The sequence below is a fragment of the Shewanella sp. 10B genome, assembly GCF_023475885.1.
Classification (GTDB): Bacteria; Pseudomonadota; Gammaproteobacteria; order Enterobacterales; family Shewanellaceae; genus Shewanella; species Shewanella mangrovisoli.
On record NZ_JAMDJO010000007.1, the window covers coordinates 125,156 to 150,326 of the forward strand.

Annotated in this window: 17 protein-coding genes and 4 tRNA genes; 7 read left to right on the forward strand and 14 right to left on the reverse strand. The window is 47.3% G+C overall.

Features of this window, described 5'->3' with window-relative positions; all coding sequences use genetic code 11:
* Positions 1-122: 122 nt before the first annotated feature.
* Complete coding sequence (locus M0415_RS18375; RefSeq protein WP_249553272.1) at positions 123-689, forward strand: hypothetical protein; 567 nt, start codon at positions 123-125, stop codon at positions 687-689.
* Between the two features lie 595 nt (positions 690-1,284).
* Here M0415_RS18375 and M0415_RS18380 read toward each other — a convergent pair.
* From M0415_RS18380 to M0415_RS18390, 3 genes are all read right to left on the reverse strand, one after another.
* The gene (locus M0415_RS18380; RefSeq protein ID WP_249553274.1) at positions 1,285-2,100 is read right to left on the reverse strand and encodes a phosphatase PAP2 family protein; all 816 of its coding nucleotides are present in this window, start codon (positions 2,098-2,100) and stop codon (positions 1,285-1,287) included.
* A 75-nt stretch (positions 2,101-2,175) separates the two neighbouring features.
* A complete protein-coding gene (gene creD, locus M0415_RS18385) occupies positions 2,176-3,648 on the reverse strand; it encodes a cell envelope integrity protein CreD (RefSeq protein WP_249553276.1) in 1,473 nt (490 codons plus the stop codon).
* Positions 3,649-3,810: 162 nt separating this feature from the next.
* The gene (locus tag M0415_RS18390; RefSeq protein WP_249553278.1) at positions 3,811-4,338 is read right to left on the reverse strand and encodes a hypothetical protein; all 528 of its coding nucleotides are present in this window, start codon (positions 4,336-4,338) and stop codon (positions 3,811-3,813) included.
* Between the two features lie 235 nt (positions 4,339-4,573).
* Between M0415_RS18390 and M0415_RS18395 the strand changes: the two genes are divergently transcribed.
* Positions 4,574-5,740, forward strand: a complete 1,167-nt coding sequence (locus M0415_RS18395) for a winged helix-turn-helix domain-containing protein (protein ID WP_249553280.1) — start codon at positions 4,574-4,576, stop codon at positions 5,738-5,740.
* On the opposite strand, the gene M0415_RS18400 is transcribed toward M0415_RS18395, so the two are convergent.
* From M0415_RS18400 to ubiK, 3 genes are all read right to left on the reverse strand, one after another.
* Complete coding sequence (locus M0415_RS18400) at positions 5,737-6,102, reverse strand: hypothetical protein (RefSeq protein WP_249553282.1); 366 nt, start codon at positions 6,100-6,102, stop codon at positions 5,737-5,739. The two genes, M0415_RS18395 and M0415_RS18400, sit on opposite strands and share 4 nt — an antisense overlap.
* A 59-nt stretch (positions 6,103-6,161) precedes the next feature.
* The gene (locus M0415_RS18405; protein WP_249553284.1) at positions 6,162-6,494 is read right to left on the reverse strand and encodes a hypothetical protein; all 333 of its coding nucleotides are present in this window, start codon (positions 6,492-6,494) and stop codon (positions 6,162-6,164) included.
* Between the two features lie 95 nt (positions 6,495-6,589).
* Positions 6,590-6,844, reverse strand: coding sequence for a ubiquinone biosynthesis accessory factor UbiK (gene ubiK / locus M0415_RS18410; RefSeq protein WP_011621181.1), 255 nt, complete (start codon positions 6,842-6,844; stop codon positions 6,590-6,592).
* A 215-nt stretch (positions 6,845-7,059) separates the two neighbouring features.
* Between ubiK and rep the strand changes: the two genes are divergently transcribed.
* The gene (gene rep / locus M0415_RS18415; RefSeq protein WP_249553286.1) at positions 7,060-9,075 is read left to right on the forward strand and encodes a DNA helicase Rep; all 2,016 of its coding nucleotides are present in this window, start codon (positions 7,060-7,062) and stop codon (positions 9,073-9,075) included.
* A gap of 29 nt (positions 9,076-9,104) precedes the next feature.
* Here the strand turns inward: rep and M0415_RS18420 are convergent, their stop codons facing one another.
* Positions 9,105-11,735, reverse strand: a complete 2,631-nt coding sequence (locus M0415_RS18420; RefSeq protein ID WP_249556567.1) for a sensor domain-containing diguanylate cyclase — start codon at positions 11,733-11,735, stop codon at positions 9,105-9,107.
* A 208-nt stretch (positions 11,736-11,943) separates the two neighbouring features.
* Between M0415_RS18420 and M0415_RS18425 the strand changes: the two genes are divergently transcribed.
* The 4 genes from M0415_RS18425 to M0415_RS18440 all read left to right on the forward strand — a co-directional run bounded on the left by M0415_RS18425 (position 11,944) and on the right by M0415_RS18440 (position 12,370).
* Positions 11,944-12,020, forward strand: a tRNA-Arg gene (locus M0415_RS18425).
* Positions 12,021-12,072: 52 nt separating this feature from the next.
* A tRNA-His gene (locus tag M0415_RS18430) sits at positions 12,073-12,148 on the forward strand.
* A gap of 15 nt (positions 12,149-12,163) precedes the next feature.
* Positions 12,164-12,240: transfer RNA gene (locus M0415_RS18435), tRNA-Pro, on the forward strand.
* Between the two features lie 53 nt (positions 12,241-12,293).
* Positions 12,294-12,370: transfer RNA gene (locus M0415_RS18440), tRNA-Pro, on the forward strand.
* A 185-nt stretch (positions 12,371-12,555) separates the two neighbouring features.
* Here the strand turns inward: M0415_RS18440 and M0415_RS18445 are convergent.
* The 7 genes from M0415_RS18445 to M0415_RS18475 all read right to left on the reverse strand — a co-directional run.
* Entirely contained in the window at positions 12,556-14,475 is a 1,920-nt protein-coding gene (locus tag M0415_RS18445) for a bifunctional diguanylate cyclase/phosphodiesterase (protein ID WP_088212626.1), read from the reverse strand.
* A gap of 8 nt (positions 14,476-14,483) precedes the next feature.
* Positions 14,484-15,191: a transglutaminase-like cysteine peptidase gene (locus M0415_RS18450; protein WP_249553288.1), complete on the reverse strand. Its 708-nt coding sequence runs from the start codon at positions 15,189-15,191 to the stop codon at positions 14,484-14,486.
* Between the two features lie 18 nt (positions 15,192-15,209).
* Entirely contained in the window at positions 15,210-15,818 is a 609-nt protein-coding gene (locus M0415_RS18455; protein WP_249553290.1) for an OmpA family protein, read from the reverse strand.
* Positions 15,815-17,230 (reverse strand): TolC family outer membrane protein, encoded by a 1,416-nt coding sequence (locus tag M0415_RS18460; protein ID WP_088212629.1) that lies wholly within the window; start codon positions 17,228-17,230, stop codon positions 15,815-15,817. Before M0415_RS18460 ends, M0415_RS18455 begins: the two co-directional genes overlap by 4 nt.
* Before the next feature lie 26 nt (positions 17,231-17,256).
* Entirely contained in the window at positions 17,257-18,639 is a 1,383-nt protein-coding gene (locus tag M0415_RS18465) for an HlyD family type I secretion periplasmic adaptor subunit (protein ID WP_220057119.1), read from the reverse strand.
* Positions 18,636-20,813 (reverse strand): type I secretion system permease/ATPase, encoded by a 2,178-nt coding sequence (locus M0415_RS18470; protein WP_249553295.1) that lies wholly within the window; start codon positions 20,811-20,813, stop codon positions 18,636-18,638. Before M0415_RS18470 ends, M0415_RS18465 begins: the two co-directional genes overlap by 4 nt.
* Before the next feature lie 88 nt (positions 20,814-20,901).
* On the reverse strand, positions 20,902-25,171 hold a 4,270-nt coding region (locus M0415_RS18475), incomplete at its 5' end, for a choice-of-anchor K domain-containing protein (protein WP_249560509.1).

The window sequence follows — 25,171 nt, forward strand, 5'->3', positions numbered from 1 at the left end:
GGCATAAAAAGTGCCAGTCCGCTCTTTTTAATGAAAGGTGTTAGTGAAGGGGCGAGAGAAAGGTGATGAGTGTTGTGTATACACTCCTGACGTAATAATAATCTAACAATCTTGGATGTTATATGAGTGGAATAATATTTATTTTAATACTGACCGCATGGTTTTTTATAGCAAAAAAAATAGCGGTATTATTTTCTTCGATTTTTAATTTACCTGATGGGAATAAAAAGCTGGTAGTAATCTGGAGTGGTTTTGTTTTTATTTTTCTTTTTCCTATTGCAGATGAAATTATTGGGTGGTTTCAGTTTAGTAACTTATGTACTGAAAAAAATACACTTATATACGATAAAAATAAAGTTTATGGAAAATCAGTTGTTCGTCGAGATATACCTCTGGATAGTAATTGGACAATGTCTACGAAGATAGATATCAAAAAGAGCAAAGGTATTGCAATGTATACGTTAAATAAAGCTATTCCGATAGTCGTAACTACGACACAATGGGAAGATTCTGAAACTGGTGAATTATTAATTACCTATAGACGGTTACAAGCTAAAGGCGGCTGGCTAAGCCATCTGATTGGATTCCCCCAGGGGTCTCCTCCATATATTTTTGATGGTCGTTGTAGTTCAAGAGAATATTATGAGTTATTTGAAAGTTTAAATGTTAATAGAGTAAAAAATAAATAGGGCAAGATCTAGCGGTGCAAAATCTAGCCACCTATTACAAATCGCGTTATTTAGGCTCCTCTACTAAACTCAGTAAAAGTGTTTATGTGGAGGAGTTGCTATGCCGAGGCTTAGAAGAACTCAGATTAGAGTTGAATACACGCCCTCTATCACTGTTGTAGTCGCGTTGTTCGACGCGAATTAACGAGCCACTCATGGTTAAATTTACAGTATGTACGTTTGTATGAAGGGGCAGATTACTGTAGGGGTTGGCAAGATTAAGCACTGGCATGTAAGTGACCGTTGGCGGCATGGATGCCGCCGTCGAGCACACAGGGATGTGCTTGCTGCGTGTCACTGGAATGACTGTGCTTAATCGTTTATTGGGTGAATAATGGCAGAATATATGTGTTCCTTGATAAGCCCTTTATAAGTTATTAACAGGGAAATTTTTATATCTGTAGTATTAGCCGCATTGCTGTTGACGGATATAGTGGCATTTACGCATGGCTGAAGTGATTGGTCGCTTAGACGCTTCCTGATAAAAACGGCATCTACATAAGTTGCAGATGCCGCCTGTCGCACTGAGTTAGCCCTTTGGCTGGCGTTATGCTTCTTATCCGTCGGGCTGCTCTTTACTCCTTGGTCTGAACTTTTCCACTAAAAATACACTTAAGCTGCTGATGATGGCGGCGAGTACGGTGGAGAAGAGCACATCCTGCGGCCAGTGCATGCCGAGTAACATGCGACTGAGGCCCATCAATAACCCCCATGTAAATAACGCGTTGGCAAATAGTGGCAAACCCGCGAGTAGCAAGTAATAGCTGGCAGTGAGCACTAGGGTGACCGCAAAAATCGTGTGACCCGAGGGGAAGGAATAGCCGATTTCATCTTCCCAATGTTGGTGAATATTCGGGGCGAGTTTGACTTCGGGCTCCATAGTGTGTAGCTCGGTTAGCGCCTCGGCGATGGCCTGTGAACGCTCTGGTTTGGCTAATTGATAAAAAGTGTGTGGGTTGAGTTGCGCTTCCTCTGGGAGCTCTTGGTCGGACAGATACACTAGGTTCGGCCTTGGCTCTTTAAAAAAGGCTTTAAGGGTATGACTGGTGCTCAGGCTGATGACTTGGCTGAGGCTAATGGCTAAAAACAGGCTAATAAACAGCGCCTTAGGCATATATCTATAGGCAAGCGCGAGTACCAATAATACTGTCCCGACGCCATAGGGCGCCGTGCCTGTGGTGGTGAGCCAATATAAGGCTTTGGCTAAGGGCGATTGCAGGTCGATCAGCGGAAATAATTGATTTTGAGTGAGTAACAGTAAGCTTGGAATGGTTGCCAGCAGTAACCAGACAAGGGCTAAGCGACGTAGAAGATAGGCTGGATGAGTCAAAATATTCGCCTCCGAGTAAACCACATAGGCTACATGCCACATTTGGGCTTGCCAATAAAAAAATCCCGACAGCAAAAAGTGCGCTGTCGGGGGTCTTCAAGGGTGGAGCGGTAGGTGCTATTGCACTGTGTTCTTCGGTTGATGGCGGGTCACGAACATCAAAATCAGTAAAACGACGAGTAACAAGCCGGTGCCCATCAGCAGGGCGTAATCTTCTAGTTGCAGTATCGAGTACAGCACCGCATACAAGCTCACCAGCATAGTGCCGACAATCGCGCCACGTTTAAGGCTAGCGGTGGCACTACCCACATAGGTGGAGACCGACAACACTGGAATACAGGCGGCGATCAGATAGGCTTGCAGGAAGGCAAGGTGCTCCGAGAGTGACAGTAATAGTAGGTAGAACAGGGCCATGGCGCTGCCAACCAACATGTATTGCACTGTGCTAAGGCTGGTCTTTTGACCCAGCTCGAAGATAAATAACATGATAAAAGTCAGTACGATAAACAGCAGACCGTATTTGACTGAGCGCTCAATCTTGCCGTAATGGGTCACTGGCTCAAACAGCATGGCATTGGCAACGACTTCCGTAAGTGTCGACTGATTACTCTTAATAAACTCTTGCGGATAGTTACGGGTTAAGTGACTGATATTCCAACTGGCGGTAAATCCATTGGCGGTGATTTCACGCTCTGCTGGGAGTAAGCCCTTAAAACTTGGGTGCGGCCAGTCGGCATGGATATTCAGCAGGGTTTGCTCGCCTAATGGCAGGGCGCTAATCGACTGTGAGCCGCGCAGCGTCATCGCAAAGTTCACGCTAAAATCACTCGCTTCGCCGACTTGGATCCCTTGGTTAAAGCCTTTCTCTAGGCCGCCAGTCGTTAAGCCTGTGCCCGACATCAGTGAGCCAGAGAGTAAGACTGAATCGCCCGTAACCTCAATTTTTTCGACTTTATCAATTGCCTGATTCGATGACACCCCAAAGACTAGACGGGCATTTTGATTATCGAAGGTGATAAGGTTAGGAATGTCGTAACGGTTTAAGCGAAATTCAGCCTGCCCCTTAAGCGCCGCGTTATACACCAGAGATTGATAAATGCCGCGGGTACGGAAATCATGTTTTAGGTCTAAATCGAGGCTGAGTTTTTTCGGCAGGATCACCAGCTCATCTTGATAGGTGCGCTTCACTTCGTGGCGAGTTTTGCCGTCGTTACTGACTTCTTCCTGCATCACAAAATAACTGTAGGGGATCACCAACGCTGGGCCTGAGAGGGTCTGCTGCTCGCCCCATGAGCGGCCGATTTCATCGACCACACTGTTGTAAAGCATTTCGCGATCGGATGTCATGTCCATAATGATCCCGAGCGGTAGCAAGGCCATAATCGACAGTATGCCAATGGTTAAGGCTTTTAATAGCGTGGTGTTTTTCAATGCGGCTCCCTTTGCTGTGGCAGGCTGTTCCAGTGCTGACATATCCGTTCCTTGATCACGATTGAGTTTTTTAAGGAGTGCGCGCGCCACTAAATAGATGGCGCCGCCAAATAGCGCCAAACTCAGTAACGTGAGCACCCAGAAAATAATGTTAAACATGGATTTCATTCCCTATGAAATACGCGCGAGTCGCCACGGTAGTTTGTGGTGCTAACTCGATATCACGGCGGGTATTAAAACAGATTTGCCCACAGGAGTTGCGGGCAAGTTGCTGATCAATAGTGGCAAAATTATGGCAATTGCCCAGATACGAGCTAAATCCTAGGTCTCGGCTTGTGGCTTTTTGCCAAATTTGGGGTGCTTAGCCTCGTAGTCATCTTCCTTGCGGATATGTTTGAGTAAGGTCTCAAGACATTCCTTAAAGATTTCGGTTTCATCCGAGTAGACGGCGGCATGGTGTGAAAACCATTGGTATCTTTCACGCTCACGATTATTGGCGTCAGGCCAAATACGTAGTTCATACTCATCGCCAATCACGACAATCGCAAAGTCGACGGCGCCATTGGTAAAAGTAATGCACTGGGGGAGATATACGGGCTGCTCACCTTTGAATAGCTCGTACCAAATGGCTTCGCTACGCCAAGAGACTATGGGCAAAGCTGCTTTGATGGAGCAGCCAATGGATTGATGCTGGTTAAACAGGACGGCCTGAATATCCTCTATCGCAAAAGGCTGTAAATCGCCATTTTTGTCAGCGAGTGAGTACAGCATATTCATCAAAAAAGGCAGCTTAGTGCCATTGCCAGTTTTGCGGCCGCAGATTTTAGCTTCGCGGTAATAGATATTCATTCATCAATCCTTAATGAGGGGCTAACCTTGGATGAGTACATCGCTCGCCTCGAGGTAAAGCGATAGCCCTTAGCCAGGAAATGCCTTATGTTAACCGAAGTTGTCGGCAAGCTGGCAAATTGGCGCCAAGTTTGCGAAATATACGACAAAAGTGAGACAGCTATCCCTTTGATATTTAGCCGATAAGGGGATCCATTTGAGATAGCTATTCGCTTTTAGTACCTTTGGAGAGTGCATGTCGAGCCCTTTTTCACCCCGCGAGTGGTTACAGCTGAATATGCAGCAGCAAGGTTTACTGCAACCTCACTCGTCGGTGAGCGAGCTGATTAGCCGCCTTGGTTATGTGCAAATCGACTCTATCAATGTGGTCGAGCGGGCACATCACCATGTGCTGCACAGCCGGATGCCGCAGTATCAAACCATGATGCTGGATACGGCATTAGCACAGGGGGAGATTTTTGAATATTGGTCCCATGCTGCGGCCTATTTGCCGATTGCCGACTACCGTTTTAGTTTGCAGCGTAAACAGTTGCTACAAAATGGCGGCAAACATTGGTTTGAGCCAGACGATAAGGTGATGCAGGAAGTGCGCGCCCGCATTCGCGCTGAAGGGCCACTTAAAGCCAGTGACTTTGAACATACCGAAGGTAAAAACGGTGCCTGGTGGGACTGGAAACCCGCCAAAAAAGCGCTAGAGCAGTTGTTTATGCGCGGCGAGCTAATGGTGGTGCGGCGGGAAAAATTTCAAAAATGTTATGATCTTACCGAACGCGTGCTGCCCGAACATATCAATACCCAAGCGCCGAGTGAGGCCGAATTTGCCCGCCATTTGATTGAGCGTTACCTCGATGCCCATGCCTTTGGCTCGGCGGCGCAAATCGCGTATCTGCGCAAAGGCATAAAAGCCCATCTGAATGAGCAATTAGCCGCAATGCAGTCCCAAGGTGAATTAGCGAGCTTTAAGGCCGAAGGGCAATGGTATTTTTATCGCCCAGAGCTGCAAATAACCGCTGCGATGCCCAATCGAGTTTGGTTACTCAATCCCTTCGATAATCTATTAATTCAGCGGCAACGATTAAAGCAATGGTTTGATTTTGATTATCAAATTGAAGTCTATGTGCCCGCCGAAAAACGCCAATATGGCTATTACTCCCTCGCGATTCTGTGGCGCGACCGTTTCGTTGGTCGAGTGGATGTGAAAGCCGAGCGGCAAAACGGTTTACTGTTATTACAGCAGCTGACCCTAGAAGCTGGGTTCGATGGCATGGATGATGACTTTTGTGCGGCATTTGAGGCGGCAGTCACTGAGTATGCGCGCTTTAATGGCTGTAGCCGCTGGAAACTGGTGAAGGCTAACCATAAGGCATTTAAACAAAAATACGCACGGCAGCAGAAGATCTAATCGGGAGCTTTATCGTTATCTGTGCGCTGGTCCTTAGATGGTACATCCATCCAGCGAAAGCACAGGTACAACAGTGCTAAAAAGAGCAGTGGCAGACTGGCATAGCCCAAGGATAATGAACTGTTTTCACTGCGCGCGAGCCAATAGCAGGGAATGTACACTAAGGGATAAACCAAGGTTCCCCACAAAAAGCTTTTATTCATCAGCCGGTAAAACCAATGCACTTTAATCGTGGTTTGGCTGGCAAGCCCCATCAGGCTTGCGAGAACCACAAAGGGATAACTGAGCAGTGGCAGGCCGCCAAGGAGTAACAATCCCCAAAGCAGATAGTCCTGATAGAAAGTGGTGCTTGCGGTATCCATTGTCTTCTTCCCTGACGATTCGAACTCGAGCGCTTAAGTATTGGCGCCCACAACTATTCTCACTCGGTAAGCCCTTGCTGCATCTTAAGCCAAAAGCCTTGTTGGCACAGATTACTAAAGGACTTTTGCTGCGGCGAAATCGCGATATCGGCCGTCACGACGCGATAGCTGAGCCAATAATCGGCACAAACCGCGTCTGACTCATCAGTCTGTGTATCTTGCTCGCTTAACAGACTGACCACAACCTCGTTGTCGAAGTGATACAAGGTCAAGGATTCGCAAATTTCAGCATTATCGTCCTGATAACTGTGCTGCTCTTGGGTGTGGCTCACCACTGAAACTGGGCTAGGATAACCTTGAATGGCGAGAATGTAGCTGGCGAGTTGTTGCATTATTTCCCTAAGTGACTCAATGCTTGAAGTGTTAAAAACAAAAAAAGCACAGCTGCGCTATCGCTAACTGTGCTCTTTCAAACATGCATTATCAGTTAGTCCGCGGCGTTCAGTTTTTTCTCAAGCTCGTTAACTTGCGCCTGCAGAGCTTCTAACTTCTCGCGGGTTTTCAGTAGTACATGCTGCTGTACTTCAAATTCTTCACGGGAAACCAGATCTAACTTGAGCAATTGATTTTGCAGCACTTGCTTACTGCGCTCTTCAAATTCACCGGCAAATTGCTTAAGACCGCTGGGCAAACTATCGCTCAGTTGCTTCGCCATTTCTTCGATTTTCTTTGGATTGATCATAATCTTGTCCGCCTCTTTGCTGAATGGATGAATTGTAACTCAGTACGTTAGCTTTCAAAAGTAAAGCCGCGGATTGGGCCGTGCTCATCGCCACGATTGCGCGCTTTGTCACGGCGGTGTGATAACGATTGCAAGGGGATTTGTTGGCCTTAAAACCTTAGCTTCTGCTATGATCCCATCCCCCTTCTGAAGACTTGTTTGGATATTGCGCGAAGATGAAACTCAATCCTGCCCAAAATGATGCTGTTCATTATGTTTCGGGTCCCTGCTTAGTGTTAGCGGGCGCGGGCAGTGGCAAAACACGCGTAATTATCAACAAGATTGCCTACCTAGTGCAAAAGTGTGGCTACAATGCGCGCAATATTGCGGCGGTAACTTTTACCAACAAAGCGGCGCGCGAGATGAAGGAGCGGGTCGCACAATCTATGGGGCGCAAAGAGGCTAGAGGGCTGTGGATTTCGACCTTCCACACACTGGGGCTTGAGATTGTAAAACGTGAGCATAAAGTGCTGGGATTAAAGCCTGGGTTCTCGTTATTCGATGATCAAGACACGCTCGCGCTTCTCAAAGAGCTGACTCAAAAAGAATTACAGGAAGATAAAGACTTACTCAAAGCACTTGCTGGGGCGATTTCCAACTGGAAGGGGGGGCTGATTATTCCCGACCAGGCGCGCAAATTGGCAAAGGATGAACAGCAGCAGTTGTTTGCCATGTTGTATCAGCGTTATGCCCAGCATATGAAAGCCTACAACGCCTTGGATTTTGATGACTTAATTCTGCTACCGACCCTATTGCTAAGGCATCATGAGGAAGTGCGTACGCGCTGGCAAACCAAGATCCAATACTTGCTGGTGGACGAATATCAGGATACCAACACTTCCCAGTATGAAATGGTCAAGCTACTGGTGGGCGAGCGCGCGCGTTTTACTGTGGTGGGGGACGACGACCAGTCTATCTATTCATGGCGCGGGGCTAAGCCGCAGAACTTAGTGCTGTTGGGCAAAGATTTTCCCAAGCTTAAGTTGATTAAACTCGAGCAGAATTATCGTTCTAGCCAACGTATTTTGCGGGCGGCTAACATCCTTATCGCCAATAATCCCCATGTGTATGATAAGTCTTTGTTTAGCGAGCTGGCTTATGGTGAGCCGATGCGGGTGCTATTTGCCGCCAATGAGGAGCAAGAGGCCGAGCGTGTCGTCGCCGAAATCATCCGCCACAAGTTTGTTGGCCGTACCCAATTTGGTGACTACGCGATTCTGTACCGGGGGAATCACCAGTCTCGCCTGCTCGAACGGGCACTGATGACTAACCGTATCCCCTACAAGTTAAGTGGTGGCACCTCGTTTTTTGCCCGTGCCGAGATTAAAGACATCATGGGCTACCTTAAATTGGTGGTAAATCCCGACGATGATAACGCCTTTTTGCGGGTGGTGAACTTACCTAAACGCGGCATAGGCCCGTCGACCTTAGAGCGCTTTGGCAACTTCTCAAACGAGAAACATATCTCCATGTTTGAGGCGATTTTTGACCCTGAGCTGAATCATCATTTACCGCCTAATGCCATGTCGGCCTTGTATCAATTTGGCCGCTTTATTGTCGATACCGGGGAGCACGCCGAGCGAGGCGAGCCCGTAGAGGCGGTAAAACAATTGATCCGTAAGATTAATTACGAAGACTATTTATACGAGACCAGTACCAGCGCCAAGGCCGCCGAGATGCGGATGAAAAACATCTCCGAGTTGTATCGCTGGGTGACAGAAATGCTCTCGGGGGATGAGTTAGAAGAACCTATGACCTTACCTGAGGTAGTTAACCGCCTGACGCTTAGGGACATGATGGAGCGTAACAGCGAGGATGAAGGCGGCGATCAGGTGCAGCTCATGACGTTGCATGCCTCTAAAGGACTGGAATTCCCCTTCGTGTTTATGGTGGGGGTTGAGGAGCGCATTCTGCCGCATCAAACCAGCATAGATGAAGATAACGTCGACGAAGAGCGTCGTCTGGCGTATGTGGGAATTACGCGCGCGCAACGCGAGCTGTGGTTTACCCTCTGCCGTGAGCGTCGTCAGTTTGGTGAAACTATGCGCTGCGAGCCGAGCCGTTTTCTGCATGAGTTACCGCAGGATGACCTTATTTGGGAAAACCGTAAACCGCAGCAAACCGAGCAGGAGCGCATGCAGACTGGGCGCAGCCATATCTCAAATTTAAGGGATATGTTTAAAAAGCAGTAATCACAAGATTCATCATGTGATCACTGCATTCAGGCACAGACCTGTTGTGTGGTGTCTGACAATAAAAAAGGTGAGGCTAAGGCACCGCCTTGGCCGTAGCGGTAACCTAAGGCCTGGAATATCTTAATCTGCTCTGCGGATTGCAGCCCATCGACAAAGGTTTGTAAGTCTAAGGTCGAGGCCGCTTTTTGGTAAGCCGACATCAGTTTAATATGCTGTTCATCCGGCAATTGCTTGATGATATTCCCATCGAGCTTTAAGCCCTTGATGGGTAAGAATAACAAACTATTTAATGAACTGTGGCCACTGCCGTAGTGGCTGATCCCTAGGTTTACGTCCAGCTTTTTCAATAACTCAAAGCCATTAATGTGATTCTCTGTTTCCAGCACTAACGCCTTCTCATTAAAAAACAGCCATAGCTGTGGCAGCGCAAGCTTAGTCTGTTTTAGGGCGTTTTTAAGGCCGCGCAGTACGTGCTTGTGCTTTAGATGTTGGCTCGACAGCATAAGGTGTAATTCGACTTTATCCCCTTGGCTGGCCAGCAGTTGATGATAACTCTTATCCAGCAAGCTAATCGTATACTTATCCAGTTCGACCATAAGGTTAGCTTGCTCGGCTAACTGGCTGAGGATCTCCTGTGGAATAGTACCCCACTGTGGATGTTCCCAAGTCAAACGGCATTCTAAAGCTTGGGTTTGTTGCGTCTGTAAATCGACAACAGGTAAGAATTGAAGCTGTAACTCACCGATTTGCAGCGCCTGTTTAAAATCATTCTCGAAGGCAATATCCTGCATCTTTTGCTGTGAGGCGCTATCGTCGAAAATCACATAGCAGCCTTTACCATTCGCCTTGGCTTGGTACATAGCTGTATCGGCATTACGCAGCATAGACTCGCTAGTATCCAGCTTGTTGCCGCTGATGGTGATGCCGATACTCGCGCCTGAGTGGAATTCCACAGCGCCTAATTTATAAGAGAGTGAGATTTTTTGAATCACCCGCTCGGCCACATCGCGGGCATCGTTTATGCCGTTGATGCTATCGAGCAGAATAACAAACTCATCGCCACCGAGTCTGGCTAAGGTATCGTTACTGCGAATACAGGCGCGTAGGCGGGTGGCGGTTTCAATTAAGAATCTATCCCCCTCTAAATGCCCCATAGTGTCGTTAATCTGCTTAAAGCGGTCGAGGTCGATAAACAGCAGGGCAAACTGCTCTAGGCTATGGCGACGCACGTGTTTAATGGCTTGGTTGAGGCGTTCCATAAACATGGCGCGATTTGGCAGCCCTGTGAGCGCATCGTGCTTAGCATCATGGACGAGCTTGGCCTCCATGTTGCGACGTTGGCGGATTTCTTTTTCAAGATCCTTATTCAACTCGGCAAGAGCCGTGGTGCGGGCCGCCACTTTTTCTTCTAATTCTTCATAGCTACGGCGTAATGATTCCGCGACGAGTTTTTTCTCGATGGCAGCACCAATATGCTGGGACACAAACGTCAGCAACTCCAAATCTTTAGTTTGGTAGTTTTGGGTCATGCTGAAGCTGTAGATGGTCAAGGCGCCACGCACTTCGTCGTGAATAAACAATGGAATACCTATCCATTGATGCATAGTTTGAGTGTGGTTCAGCGTTGGTGCCTTAGCGTAGAGTTCACCTGATTGGATCAGCTCATTGATATCATTTTGATCGAGCAAGAGTGGGCGCTTGTGTTTCAGCACATACTCGGTCAACCCATCCTGCAAGGGCCTAGAACCTGGATGTTGATTACCTAATTGCGACACGTAAAACGGGAAGGTTAGGTGAGTACCTTCTTCATCTAAAAGCGCGATATAGCAGTTATTAGCCGGGATCAGATGACGAATGACATTATGCAGCTGGGAATAGAAGTCTGGGTTGTCAGAACCTGAACTTGCTAGCTCTGCTATCTCAAATAATGATTTTTGCAGCCGCTCGGCTCTACGTCGCTCGTACACTTCTTGCTTGAGTTTATCGTAGGCTTGGCTGAGTTCCTTGGTGCGTTGCTGAATGGCTTGTTCTAGTTGTTCTTGATGTTTAAGCCTTTCCATTACGCCAGCAATGTGGTGGCAAATAAAGGTCATTAACTCGACCTCAATATCACCGTAACTTACATTGGTATCATAGGTTTGTACTACGAGTACCGCGGTCACTATGCCTTCATGTTTAATGGGCACTCCTAACCACAGGTGACAAGGCGAGCCGAGATTGACTATCTCTCCCGCATGAACCAGTTCGTCAACTTTAGCCTCATCGCACAATACGGTTTCGCCAGTGCGAAAGACATAGCCGGTTAAGCCCTGTTGTAGCAGTGTGGAAAGCGATTGCTCGGGATAAAGTTGGGCGGGGTGGGCGTCTTTTTCATCTGCGAAGAAGGGAACCGAAATGTCTCCGCTATTCACATCTAGAGTGGCAATAAAAAAATTATCGGCAGAGATCAGTTGCTTTAGGTGATGATGCACACCTAGATAGAATTCTTCGAGGGAAGGAACCTGAGTCGCAATATGGGATAATTCGAGTAACGCATTTTGAACGACTTCGGCACGCTTATACTTATGCGCCAAATATTTGAGGCGATTCAGTCTCTTTTTTAAGCGTTCAACCTCATGAGCTCGAGGCGGGGTAGTTCCATCTTCATCCCTAAACATGATACTCACTAATCAGTTCTGCGTTAATTGTTTACCAAACGTTATAATTAACACGAAATACCGTAACATCCAAGCCATATTTGCGCTGTCATTCCGCTGAAAAAGCATGCGAATGTATCAAAACTTGAGCAGTCAGTAAAAAAAGTGCAAAACAGCTATAGACTCAAGGGCTATTTGTCCATACTATATGCGGCGCTAACCAAGGCGAGCGCCCATAGCTCAGCTGGATAGAGCGCACCCCTCCGGAGGGTGAGGCCGAAGGTTCGAATCCTTTTGGGCGCACCATCTCTCCGAATGAGTTGTGAGCTTGAGGTTAGCAGTAAAGTGAAAGTCAGTGGTGATTGTAGCTCAGTTGGTAGAGTCCCGGATTGTGATTCCGGTTGTCGTGGGTTCGAGCCCCATCAGTCACCCCATTTCATTTAACATCTCGGTGATTAGCGCAGTCCGGTAGCGCATCTGGTTTGGGACCAGAGGGTCAGAGGTTCGAATCCTCTATCACCGACCACATTCTTCGCATGACTAGCGTGCTTGAGTTTTCAAGCAAATAGTTGACAGTTACGGTGATTAGCGCAGTCCGGTAGCGCATCTGGTTTGGGACCAGAGGGTCAGAGGTTCGAATCCTCTATCACCGACCAATTACATTGAAGCCTCAGCATTCTTCGGAATCACTGGGGCTTTTTTGTATCTGCCTTTCAAACGCCTTTATTCGTGCCTTGTTGTCTCGTCGTGATTGCGCAATGAGGTGTTGCGATACTTTATTCAATCTACCCCTTCAAATAATTAAGGCTCCCGCAGGAGCCTTAATGTAACGAGATCCGACTTAGTCAATATTCTCTGGTGGGGCGATAAAGCCTTGATAGGCATCAGTTTTAAGCTCGTTAAAGCGCTCTAGCTGTGCTTTCTCTTGGATACCTGTCACTATCACCTGAATATCTAATCCCTTAGCGACATTGATAATAGCGCGGCAGAGCTCGCTATTATGTGAGGCTTCGTCGTAGTAGGAGAAGGATTGGTCGAGCTTAACGTAACTTGGTCTTAGCTCTTGAAGGTACGACATTGAGCCAAATTGACGGCCAAAGTGGTCGATACCAAACTTAGCACCATTATCACGAATAATATTGCATAACAGCACACAGGATTCTAAATCGCTGTAGACGCCGGCTTCGGGGATTTCAAAGCAGATGCGTTCAACCTGTGGCGTACTGCGCAGGAAGTGATTGAGCCAGTCGTGGAACTGGGTATCACTAATACTCTGATGCGTCAGGTTGATTGCCAGCGGCTCATAGTTACGCTCAAGTAGTTTTTGCTCATACACAGTCTCAATCAGGCACTTATCGAGTAGAGAGCCGAGTGAGAGCAGTTCGATATAGGGCATAAACTGGCCTGCATGGGCCACCTTATCGCCGAGTTCGAGTTGGCAATAGAGTTCTCGCTGGGCGATACCATCGCCATTACAAAACTGAATAGGCTGCCAGCGGAATTTAAATTTCTTATTGCTGATAGCATGGCTCAAATTGTCGCGCCATTGCTCACGGGTGAACAATTGCTGCTCTGTGGTTTCGAACCAATGGAAGGACTTATGTTCCTTCAGGGCTTTTTGCAGCGCGTTATCCGCCTGCGCCAGAATATCGGACACCTTCATTTGACCGATGCGTTCAGCAACACCGATGGCAAAATTCTCATTGGGCTTACAGCCTGCTTTAGAGATTTCTTGGTTGATTGTACGGATCAGGGTTTGCAGGTATTTACTGATTTGATCGTGCTCGACATCGGTAACGAGGAAGGCAAATTCAAACGCGGCAATACGCGCAATAACCGATGGGGTGATTTCATTTAACTGCTGAACCAGTTTTTCGGCTAAGAGACGAATGGTTTCATCGCGAACCTGATAGCCGTATTTGCTGTGAACCTCTTCGAGCCAGTCGAGTTTAGCTAAGAATAGGGCGCCGCTGCTCGGTTCGCTCAACCAGCCATTGAGGCGACTGACCACGTATTGGCGATTAGGTAACCCTGAAGCAGGATCGGTGAGGTTCTTTTTGCGTAAAGAGCCGACTTCTTCATCGAGGGATTGGAATAATTGTTTAAGCTGGGCCGACATGCTGTTGAATGCGGTAACCAAGTCTTTGAGTTCTGTGGTCTTAGGTAATGGCATGTCGGGGCCAAACTGGCGTGCGGCGATCTTTTTGGCATGATCAGATAAGGCATGCAGTGGCTTTAAGATCCAAGTTAAGCCTAATCTTGCGGTAAAAATAGCGACTAAAAAGAGGAGTGAGAAGGCGATAATAGTATTAGACATAATTCGCCATAGCTCATGGTAACCAAAGCCAGGATGAGCGGTGATTTCTAGTTGAGCGAGTTGTAACCATCCAGAAGTGATAGTGCTTTCTTTTTTGATGGTCTTAAATAGCTTTAAATTGATGAACCACTGAGGGACGTCTTCAATTTTGAGTGGATTGTTCCATTCTTGCTGTTTGCCATCAACCATCCAGGTCAGCTTAATGTTCTTGTAATAGCCGCCCTCAAAAATCACATTGACTAAGGTTTCGGCTGCGGCGGTATCGCCAGCTTGCAGTGCAGGAGTAAGCATGAGTCCAAGCGAGGTACTGGTATTGTTTAGATCCGATTCCATTTGCTTGGTCAAAAAGCTTTGTGTCTCAGTAAATTGCACATAGCCAAGGCTTGCAACAACCAGCAAGAACAGGCTAAAAAGCAGCGAATATATCTGTCTAAACAGTGTCATCTTTGGTGCTACTCCAGTTTTAATTTGGGCTGCCTGAGTCGGTCAACCCCTAACCTATGGTTAAGGTCATTCCATTTTTCGAGTCGTGTCGACGAGCCTGCTAAAACGCCTCGTCCCTGTTCTTTATTCAGCCATAACTGTTTACCGTTGAAGCTGTAAACAGGAACGAGATCTCTACGCTGGGTGGCAGGTTTAATGACATGGTCGAGGTTATCGAGAACTAAAGGGACTGACGAAGGGGTGTCATAGTAAGCCAACACCATATGATACTGATTCACGCTAGTGGCTTTAACCATAGTGATCCGCATCTTATCTTCGGGCACGCCTAATTGGAGTAGCGTGAAATATTTGGCAATGGAAAAGTCTTCACAGTCACCACCATTCACGCCAATAAACTCCATCGGAGTGGCCCAATAGTTTGATTCTCCCCATAATTTTATGTCATCGACGAAACGGAATAAGTTAAAGAAGTTGTTCACTTTCAATAGTTTTTCTTTTTCATCGAGTGTGCTGGCCTCTGCCACCACTTTAAACCAAGCTCTTGCACGCATACCCGCGCGCTCACCGTAACGCTTCTCCAGCGTTGAGATAATCTTGGCTTCATCTAGCTTTTGAGTCGGACTGGCATACAAACAGCCGACCGCAAGCGCAGACGCGATTAGGCTTAAGCGACAGGCCCGCAAAAACGAATTGTAATCCCTTAGCCTGCCGTTCATAGCCTATTCTGTTAGCCTTTATTTAGTGGGTTCATCGACAGAGTAAATGGTCCATTTCATATCTGCCGTCGTATCATCACCGGTGACTTCTGCGACCACTCGACGGTTACGTGTTTCAGCATCCGGCGTGCGTTCTAACACCAGTGGACGGCTGGAGCCGTAGCCAATGGCGGTCAGTCTTGCTCTATCGATACTGAAGCGGTCGGCGAGCACCGCAGTCACGGCATCGGCACGCTCCTGCGACAGCACGGCGTTTCGTTCATCAGTACCTGTTCGACTCGTGTGGCCTTCGATGGTCACTTTGGTCGTTGGGTATTGACGGAGAAACATCGCAATTTCTTCAATCTGTGGATAATACTCCGGTGCGATATAAGCTGAGTCGTTTGGAAATAAGATATTGATATCCTTACGCTCATTGATTGCTTTTATTTGACCACAGCCGTAATTATCAATGCCAGCACCTTTGGCTGTGTCGTTACAGCGTTCACGGGCTTCAATCACACCATCACCATCTTTATCCGACAGATCATAGGCTTGAGTCGTTGTCATTTCTTCAATATTAACTGTATCACGCATGGAACAACCAGCTAAAAGTGCCACGCTCATAAATAGGATTGCGGTTTTCATTGGTTGGCTCCTCCCTCGTAGTTGCGTTCACCACGCCATGCTTCTGGACGAGTCACTTTTAAGGAGTCGAGTAAACGTCCAGTTGAGTTGAGTACACGATATTTGGCGGTGATTTCATCGTACTCGGCCTGTAAGTAATCCTTACGCGCCTCAAACAGTTCGTTTTCGGTATCGAGTAAGTCGAGTAAGCTGCGTTGGCCCAAGTTAAATTGTTGGGCGTAGGCTGATTGAGTGTCTTTTGCCGCCATCACATGGTCGCGGATATATTGCTTTTGCGGCGCTAACATTTCATAGGCGTTCCAAGCCAAGTTCACGCCTTCAACCACTTCGCGTTGTGCGCGTTGACGGATTTCTTTGGCTTCACCTAATTTGTAAGCGGTTTCTTTTTCGCGGGCGAGATCTTTACCACCTGCGAACAGGTTGTATCTTACTCTCACCATAGCCACCAGATCATTGTTGTAGCCACCGACGTTTTGGCTGGCTAATGCGCTAACGCCGTCTTCGCCGCCCACATCGTTGTTCCAGTTACCATTCAGTTCTAACGAAACCTGAGGGTAGTAACTGGCTTGTACTGAAGAACGCTCATTTTCGGCAGCACGAATATCATTGGCCGCAGATTTGAGAATGGGATGGTTTTCCTGCGCATCGGTAAGACCTGAGTTGAGATCTTTTGGCAGTAGATCTGCATCCGGTACTGGTTGAATTAAATCAACAGGATCGGCTGCAACAACACGGATAAACTGTGCTTTAGCATCAAGCAAATTATTACGCGCCGAAATCACGTTAGCATTGGCACGTGCTAGACGACCGGTGATTTGCGAGAGATCCGCCGTTGAACCTAAACCTGAGTCGGTACGTTGTTTGATTTGCTCGTAAATCTCTTTATGGCTGTTGAGATTTTTCTCTGCCAGCTTGAGCACTTCATCGGTACGCAGATAGTTTAAGTAGACTTTACTGACATCCAGCGCCATATCCTCTGCTGCTGCTAGCAGAGCCCATTGGTCTGCACTGGCTTCAAAGCTATAACGATCAACTTCACTGCTGGTATAAAAACCATCGAATAGCATTTGCTTTAAGCTAACACCAAATTCACCACGGTTCAGCTCTGCAACACCACTGCTATCAACATCACCTACATTAGGACGTCGGCGAGTCGATACACTATCGGTCTGCTCATAACCATAGCCGCCAGTCACATCAATGGTTGGCATGTAGCCAGCAATGGCTTGGTTTACTTGCTCTTCTCTGGCTTTGAAGCGGTTAAAGGCAACGCGCAAGTCTGGATTGGTATCGAGTGTATATGCTACCGCTTGCTCTAGTGTTTGGCTTTGAGCCGAAAGTGGTAACAGTATCACTGACAATACAACAGCTAGTTTTGAACATTGAAATTGTCGTCTTACTGAAGTCTTCATTGCAAACCTCCCGGTTTATAACAGGCTTAACGCTCTCTGAGCGCAGTATCCTTAGCCCTTAAAATTGGATTTAAAATGTACTCAAGAATGGATCTTTGTCCGGTGATAACGTCAACAGTTGTTAACATCCCCGGGATAATTGGCATCTCTGTGCCATCGTCTTTTATTAAACTGGATTCTTCGGTTCTCACCTTTATAAGGTAGAAGCTATTTCCTTCGTCGTCCTGTGATGTATCGGCACTAATATGCTCGACTGTACCTTTTAGGCCGCCGTAACGGGTAAAATCGTAGGCAGTGACCTTAACCACTGCGGGTAATCCGGTGTGAAGAAACGCGATATCCTTAGGCAGGATCTTGGTTTCGATCAGCAGTTGGTCCTCGGAGGGCACGATTTCAACGATATCGACACCAGGCTGAACAACACCACCCAGAGTGTTGATATGCACAGATTTGATAGTGCCGTTCACCGGTGAGGTGATAATCGCTTTACTGACTTTATCCTGCGCGCCGACTTGAGCCTCGTTCATGCGTGATAAACGAGTCTGAGTTTCGTTCAGCTGCGCACGAAGATCGGCAGCGTAAACGAATACGGCTTCACGGCGTTTTAAGATGGCTTCATCCAGAGCGGCCTTCAGCTTAGGTCTTAGTAATCGTAAGGAATTTAGCTCACCCTGGGCGTCGTTTACGGCGCGCTCAAGCTTCAGTAATTCCACCTCAGGCACAATGCCTTTTTTCGCCAGTGGCCGAGTGAGCTCTAACTCACGAGAAATCAGCTGCATACTGGTGGTCAAGGTCGTGGTTTTTGAGGCGAGATCGTCAATTTCTTGCTGTCTTTGTTGGATCTGACGCACCAAAATTTCCAGCTGATTGCTCAAGTTATCTAAACGGCCGTTGTATTCCTCTTGCTGCCTTTTCACTAAGGCTGGTTCAGCCTCTGTCAGATTCTCTGGGAAGACTAACGCCTTTTTAGTGATTTTTACTTGCTCACGCCAGTCGGATGTCATGTCCGAAATCAATATGCTATCTAGCTCGGCCCGCATACGGATCGCATTGGTTTTTAAGCCAAAGACTTCCTGTTCCTGCTGAGCGAAGTCGGAGCGAAAACGCGTGTCATCGATGCGAACCAAAGGTTGGCCTTTAGTGACGAGATCGCCTTCTCGCACATAGAGCTCCTGCATGATACCGCCATCGAGGCTTTGGATGACCTGCACTTGCGATGAGGGGATCACTTTACCTGAACCTGTGGTGACCTTGTCTAATTGAGCAAAGCCGGCCCATAGCAGGAAGCAGGCCACCATTGCCGCTAAGGCCCAAATAATGAGCCTATGCCCACTGGGGGCATCGGTCATCATGGCGCCATAAACATCATCCACCATGTCCAAGTCGTTTGCGGTTAGATTTTTACTCATTTTTTAGGGCCTCCAGTCACTAGGCCAAAATTGAGTTTTTCTAACACTTCGGCTTTGGGACCGTCGGCTACCACATGGCCACGTTCCAATACGATTATGCGGTCAACCAATTGTAATAAATGCATTTTGTGAGTGATCAGCAGTAAGGTTCTATCCTTACTGACATTTTGCATGGAGCGAATAAATTGCTGCTCTGCTCGGGCATCCAAACTGGCTGTAGGTTCATCCATTAACAGCACTGGCGGGTCGTTAAGTGTCGCACGGGCAAGCGCAACGGTTTGTCGTTGGCCGCGGCTCAATGACATACCGCCTTCACCAACTTGCTGATCCAGCCCCTCTGCTTCCAAGTGGGTGAACTGACTGACGCCAGAAAGTTGCACCGCACGGATCAGTTGATGCTCGGTTACTTGGCGGGTTCCAAACAGAATGTTATCTCTGATGGTGCCATGGAACAGGGTGACGTCCTGTGGCAAATAGCCAAAGTTACGGCGCAGATCGCTAGGATGAATTTGTGCCGAGTCGACGCCATCGTAACGCAGACTTCCGGTGGTGGGTTGGAATAGGCCAACTAACAGCTTGGCGAGCGTACTCTTACCTGAACCATTACGGCCAATGATGGCAATGCGCTCACCCGGATTAATGGTGAGCGTTATAGGGTAGAGTACGGGCTTTTCAGAACCTGGGTAGCTAAAGCCTACGTGATCGGCGTTGATTTTACCCATCAAGCGCTGCTTACTAACCAAGTGACCTTTGTTCTCAAACTCGTCTTCTTGCACCATCAGCTCATTGAGCTGGCGCAATGCGCTGGCTGTATGGTTGGCGCGGGTCATCAAACCTGCTAGCTGCGCCATTGGTGCTATGGCTCGGCTTGATAACATCACTGCCGCAATAATCCCGCCCATGGAAATGGCGTTATCGGCAACCCGGTAGACCCCTAAAATGACTACGCATACAACCGTAAATTGCACGATGAAGTTAGCCATATTGGAGACTGAGTTGGAGAGCTTTTTCGATCTCAGTTGCCAGTTTGCGCTATGGCCTATCATCTGCTGCCAGCTTCGCTGCACAATCCCTTCGGCGCCGTTGGCTTTAATTGATTCCAGTGCCGAGAGGCTTTCGATCAGATGACCGTGCTTTAAGCTGGAAAACTTATTTCCTTCCTCAATCGCCGCCTTTAACTTGGGTTGGGTATAAAGGGTAAAACCGATAATGATTAAGCCGCCGACCACGGGAATAACCGCTAAATCACCAGCAACAATATAAATAATGATGAGGAAAAATAGCGCAAACGGTAAGTCGACCAGCGTGGTGATAGTTGCTGACGTTAAAATCTCACGAATATTGTCGAACTCTCCGAGCTGTTTCGCCATGCCGCCGATACTGGGAGATCGCCTTTCTAAAGGGATACCAATCGCTTTAGCAAACAACTGAGACGACACAATAATATCGACTTTTTTACCTGCAACATCAATTAAGTAGCTGCGTAGTTGTCGCATGACTAAGTCAAATAGATAGGCGATGGATGCACCTATAGCTAATACCCAAAGCGACTCGAAGGCTAAGTTAGGCACAACCTTGTCATACACGTTCATGATGAACAGAGGGGAGACGAGCGCAAAGATGTTGACCAGTACCGAGGCGATTAACGCATCTCGGTAAATTGGCGCAGAGTCTTTTAAGGTCTGTACGAGCCAATGGGTCTTATTGTCATGCAAGTAAACATCGAACCCCATGTCGCCACGGTATTCCTGCTTCACGAGGAATAAATAGCCGACATATAAAGTTTCGAGCGACTCTATTGTGAGTACTTCTTCACCGCCAGTTTCAGGCAGTTGAATCACTGCTCTATCGGACTCGAGGTTGAGTTCGCGCAGGATGCAGGCTTTTTTGTCTTTCAATAACAGAATACATGGCAGCAATATCGGGGATATTTCATTTAACCCTTTGCGCGATAATTTTGCTGCTAATCCTGCCCGTGAGGCTGCTTGAGGGACTAAATCTGGCGTTAATGCTGCTCCAGACAAGGGCAGGCCTGCCGCAAGTGAATCACTTGAGCATGGATTTCCAAAATGTTCAGTGAGCAACACTAAACAATCAAGTAGAGGGTCGACTATTACCCGCTGTGAAGCGGAAATAGTCCACTGCTCAACTTTTTCTGAGGCTGTAACAGGCACCTACTTATCTATCCTTTGATTTTTATTTGATTATCAGAAGTATGGGTCATGATGGCCTATATTTCTATAGGCCATATGAACAGATCTTCTAAGGAATTATAGTGCCATTATTGTTATGTGGATCGGTCAATGGTGTTACGCCCTGTGGTGCATCAGGTGTGACAGGGGCTGCATCGATGATCAGAGGGCCGTTACCATTAGTGCCCAGTAGCCCATTGATGACTCCTGCATTGTCGGTTGCACTATATTGGCTAAACAGATTAACCCCATCCAGTACGATATGTTGATCGAATACGCCATCCTTGTTTGCATCGATATCAATGACGGTTGAACCATTGTTATCTAAGCTAAAGTTCAGATAGCTTTCTAGAGTATTAGCGGTTTCTCCTTGGAGTAGGTCGCTAAGATCCAGCTTATCTTCTCTCACATTAAAGTCCATGATGTGGTCTGTACCTTGGTCGGCATCTGCATAGCGCCACAGGAAGGTGTCATTACCGCTATCACCACGCAGTACGTCATCACCTAGGCCACCAATCAAGGTATCGTTACCAGCACCACCACGAAGAGCATCGTTGTGGCTACCACCATCAATGTAATCGTCCCCAGTGTGTCCGTAGAGGATGTCTGAGCCAGACTGACCATAAATTCGATCGTTGCCACTACCACCATTGACCACATCTGCTCTTTGAGAGGCAACGTCATTGGCTAATAGCAGACCATCACCATCAACTATGCTATTGGAGCCACTTAAAGTACCGGTCATAATATGGTGAGTCAGTAAGTCATTGACTGACAATTCTAAGTCATCATCTGAGCCATAGTTGGCAGTACCAGTCTTACCTGCATAGATAACATCGTCACCTTTACCAGTTTCAATATGATCATTGCCGTCACCACCACTTACCACTTGAGCGCTGCTATTGGTATAACTCTTGTGGATGCCATAAGTCGCAGCTACTTCATCACCAGAGCTATTAGTGATAAAGCCACCATGCGATCCTCCGAGTGTGACATTTAATATTTTTTGATTTCGATTAGATGCGCTTTCACCGTCAACGACAAGGATGGTGTCATTTAAACTAGAGCCTTGAGTTGAGATAGCATTAGCATCAGCAATATTAATACCATCGGCATTAATCGGATTGACATCAATCTTCAAGGTGGCGCTTGCTTTATCACCGTCGCCATCTTGGGTGGTGTAGGTGAAGGTTTCGATTGCACCTGCTGCTGGAATGGTGTTCGCACTCGCCGTTAACTGATAGTGGTAAGTACCATCAGCATTAAGGATAAGATTACCGTAGGTTCCTGCTATCGTTGTGCCAACTTGACCTGAAACACCAGTATCAGTGTGATCTCCCGTGGCGACCCCAATTACGGTTAGCGCACCATCGGCACCAGCCACATCATTAGTGAGCACATTGCCATCTGTGTGCGGCAGGGTGTAGCCTGTGCCCGCTACCATGCGTACAACTAACTCATAGCTTGTTGAAGCATTCTCATTGGTGTAGATGGAGGTAACAATATTGCCATTGCTATCTTTGAAACCAATCACTTGCATTGTGTACATTTGACCTTCGTAGTTGAAGGTCACACTGGTTTGGCCGACAGTAACGATATCGCGAGATGCCATAGGGTCATTGCTATTTGGAGTCTCATTATGGCTAAAGTTAAGTGTTAATGTGACTGGCGTTACTACGCCATAGGCATCTGTCACGTTAAAAGTCACGTTCATTGTGGCTGCAGTGATAGAAGTGCCTGAACTAATTGAATAGTTATAGTGCGTAAATGTGCCGAGCACTATGTCTTGGTTTAAGGATAGTGAGCCATTTAGCGCGGCATCATTATCGGCAAAGCCATAGCCAGACTGACTACCATTGGTTGTGCCCCAGCGGAGTTGGTCGTAACCGCTATCGTTGTCAGGACCATCATATTTGTTGACGTAGGTTCCGCCAGTAGCACCAGTCCAGTTTGCAACAATGCCTGAGAAGTTGAAGGAATCAACCACCACGTCAAGCTGAGCCGTGTCGTTTTGGGCCAAATTTACATCGTCTGCGACAGTCACTGTCACGTTGGAATGTGCGGTATTGCCGACGCCATCGACGGCAATAACCTGAATACCATTTACAGTGAGGCTGTTGGTATTCACGCTGTGTGGCAGATTGGTGAGCAACTCCGCTGTAACAGTAACATCACCTTGCTCACCCGCATTAATACGGTCCCAATCTAGGGTTAAGCGGATCGCTTCACGCCCGTATACAGTGCCGATCAATTGGCCTTGATCATTGAGAGCCCAATGAATTTGAGCGTTGATGCCCACCACAGAAATATTACTAATATCACCAAACTGGAAGCTGCCAATCGAGTTGCTACCAGACTTAAAGCTCAGGGTTTGAACACTTGAATCAGGTGCACCCGCCTGTAGATCAGCTTCATTCAAGGTTGCAAAAGTATTCGGCGTCAGTGCTACTGGTGCCAACGGTGTTGTACTTGGTGGATCTAAATGTACATTCAGATTACCTGATGATTTATCCCCATCACTGTCAGTAGCTGTCACAACAAAACTCAAATCGATGCTTTGGCTTGAACTGACAATGGTTTGTGCAGTGGTGCCAGTAAACTGGAAGTTGGTGCCAGCTAAGGCAGATAGTTCAAAGTATGCAATTGAACCTAAGTTTTGGATCAATTGACCGCTAGATATATTGCCTTCGCCTAATAGGTGGCCTTGTTCATCAAACGCTTTAAAGTGGATTTGTGAAGCTCCAGTAAAGTTGAAGCTAGCACTAGCTGCATTTTCAGAGTAGTCCACAATTAATACTTCATGGCCACTAACACTTGGGTTATCAACACCGAATCCATTGTTAGTACCATTCACGCGACCAACGTTACCATCTTCATCACGCGCAGTAAGTGTAAAGGCAATATTTGCGCCTGAGGGAACCTTAGTGATGTCGTTGTAAACACCATAACCATGAGTGACCGGATCATAAGTGACATATACCGCTTCACCAATACCGCCTTGTCCTCCAACGAGTCCAGCAATTTGGATTGTTGAAAGCTTATCAATACCCTGATTCATATCGAGAGTGTATTGATCAGTTGTTGGGTCGGTTGTTAAGGTGAAGATCAACGTCTGATTTTCTGCGCCTGTATAAGCAGAAGTTGTGCCGTTGGTATCGGTATAGGCGATCAGGATATTTGGATGATAAGGATCGACATAGTAGTAAACCTTGAGTCCGCCCGCAGTAATACCTGAGTCGGCGAAGGTTGTTGTTGTGCCGTTCCAACCAGTCACGTTAGCACTCAGGCTTACACTGTAGTTATCCGTCGCTGTGTGCTCATTACCATCAGCACCTAGGATATTGAGGGCGCCAACAATATCTGCGGCAGTAGTGCTATTGACGCCTGAACCAGTACTTGGAGCAATAGCGACCACGTCATCATTGATGGTAATACTTACATTACCGGTCAATACGCTATTATCGGCACCTACAGCTTCAATGACGATTCCATTGATCAGTGAACTGAGATTCTCGCCACTTAATCCATTAACCTGCTTGATGTTGTCTAATAGCTCAACATTAACGGTAACAGTACCCGTAGTGCCTGCAGCAAGTCCTGATGTCACAGGAGTTCCACTAAGGGTGACTTTAATTACCTCAACACCACCGACAGTACCGATCAGCGCACCATTCGCTATTGCCCAAACAATACTGACACCTACAGCAAGGTTAGTTGCCGCAGTGATAGAAGAAGCATTAAAACGGAATTGTGTAATGTTCTGATTACCCGCGGTAAAGTTAATAGTATTGGAGAAAGTATCAGGAATATTATCGCGTAGACTGCTTTCATTAACCGTCACACTGCAAGAGTTAGGTTGATATACGGTTGCAGTGTCTGAACCTGAAGCTGATAAATTACCAACAGGATCAGTTTGAGTCGCAGTAACTGTGATGCTTTGGCCTGCGGCAGGTGCTGTTTCACTCCAGCTGATGACGCCGTTAGCATAGGTATAGTTACCAAAGGTCAGGGTACCACTGCCATTATCGGTGAAGTCGGCAAAGCTCAGTTCAATCGCTGTGCCACCGTTGATGGTGAGTGTGACATAGCCACCCGCTTCAAAATCAGTGCCGTTGATTGACACTGTAAGCTGCACTCCATCGTTGCCCATTTCTGCGGCGGTTAACAGACCATCACCAGGGTTACCGTCATCGACAATTAATACGGTCGGTGCATTTGGTGCGGCAGTTTCAATCACCACATCTTGGGTGACGGTTTTGCTGTTGCCAGCCACGTCGGTGACGGTGGCGACCACAGGGTAGGTGCCGTCAGGCAGCACGGTACCGGTTAAGTCCACACTC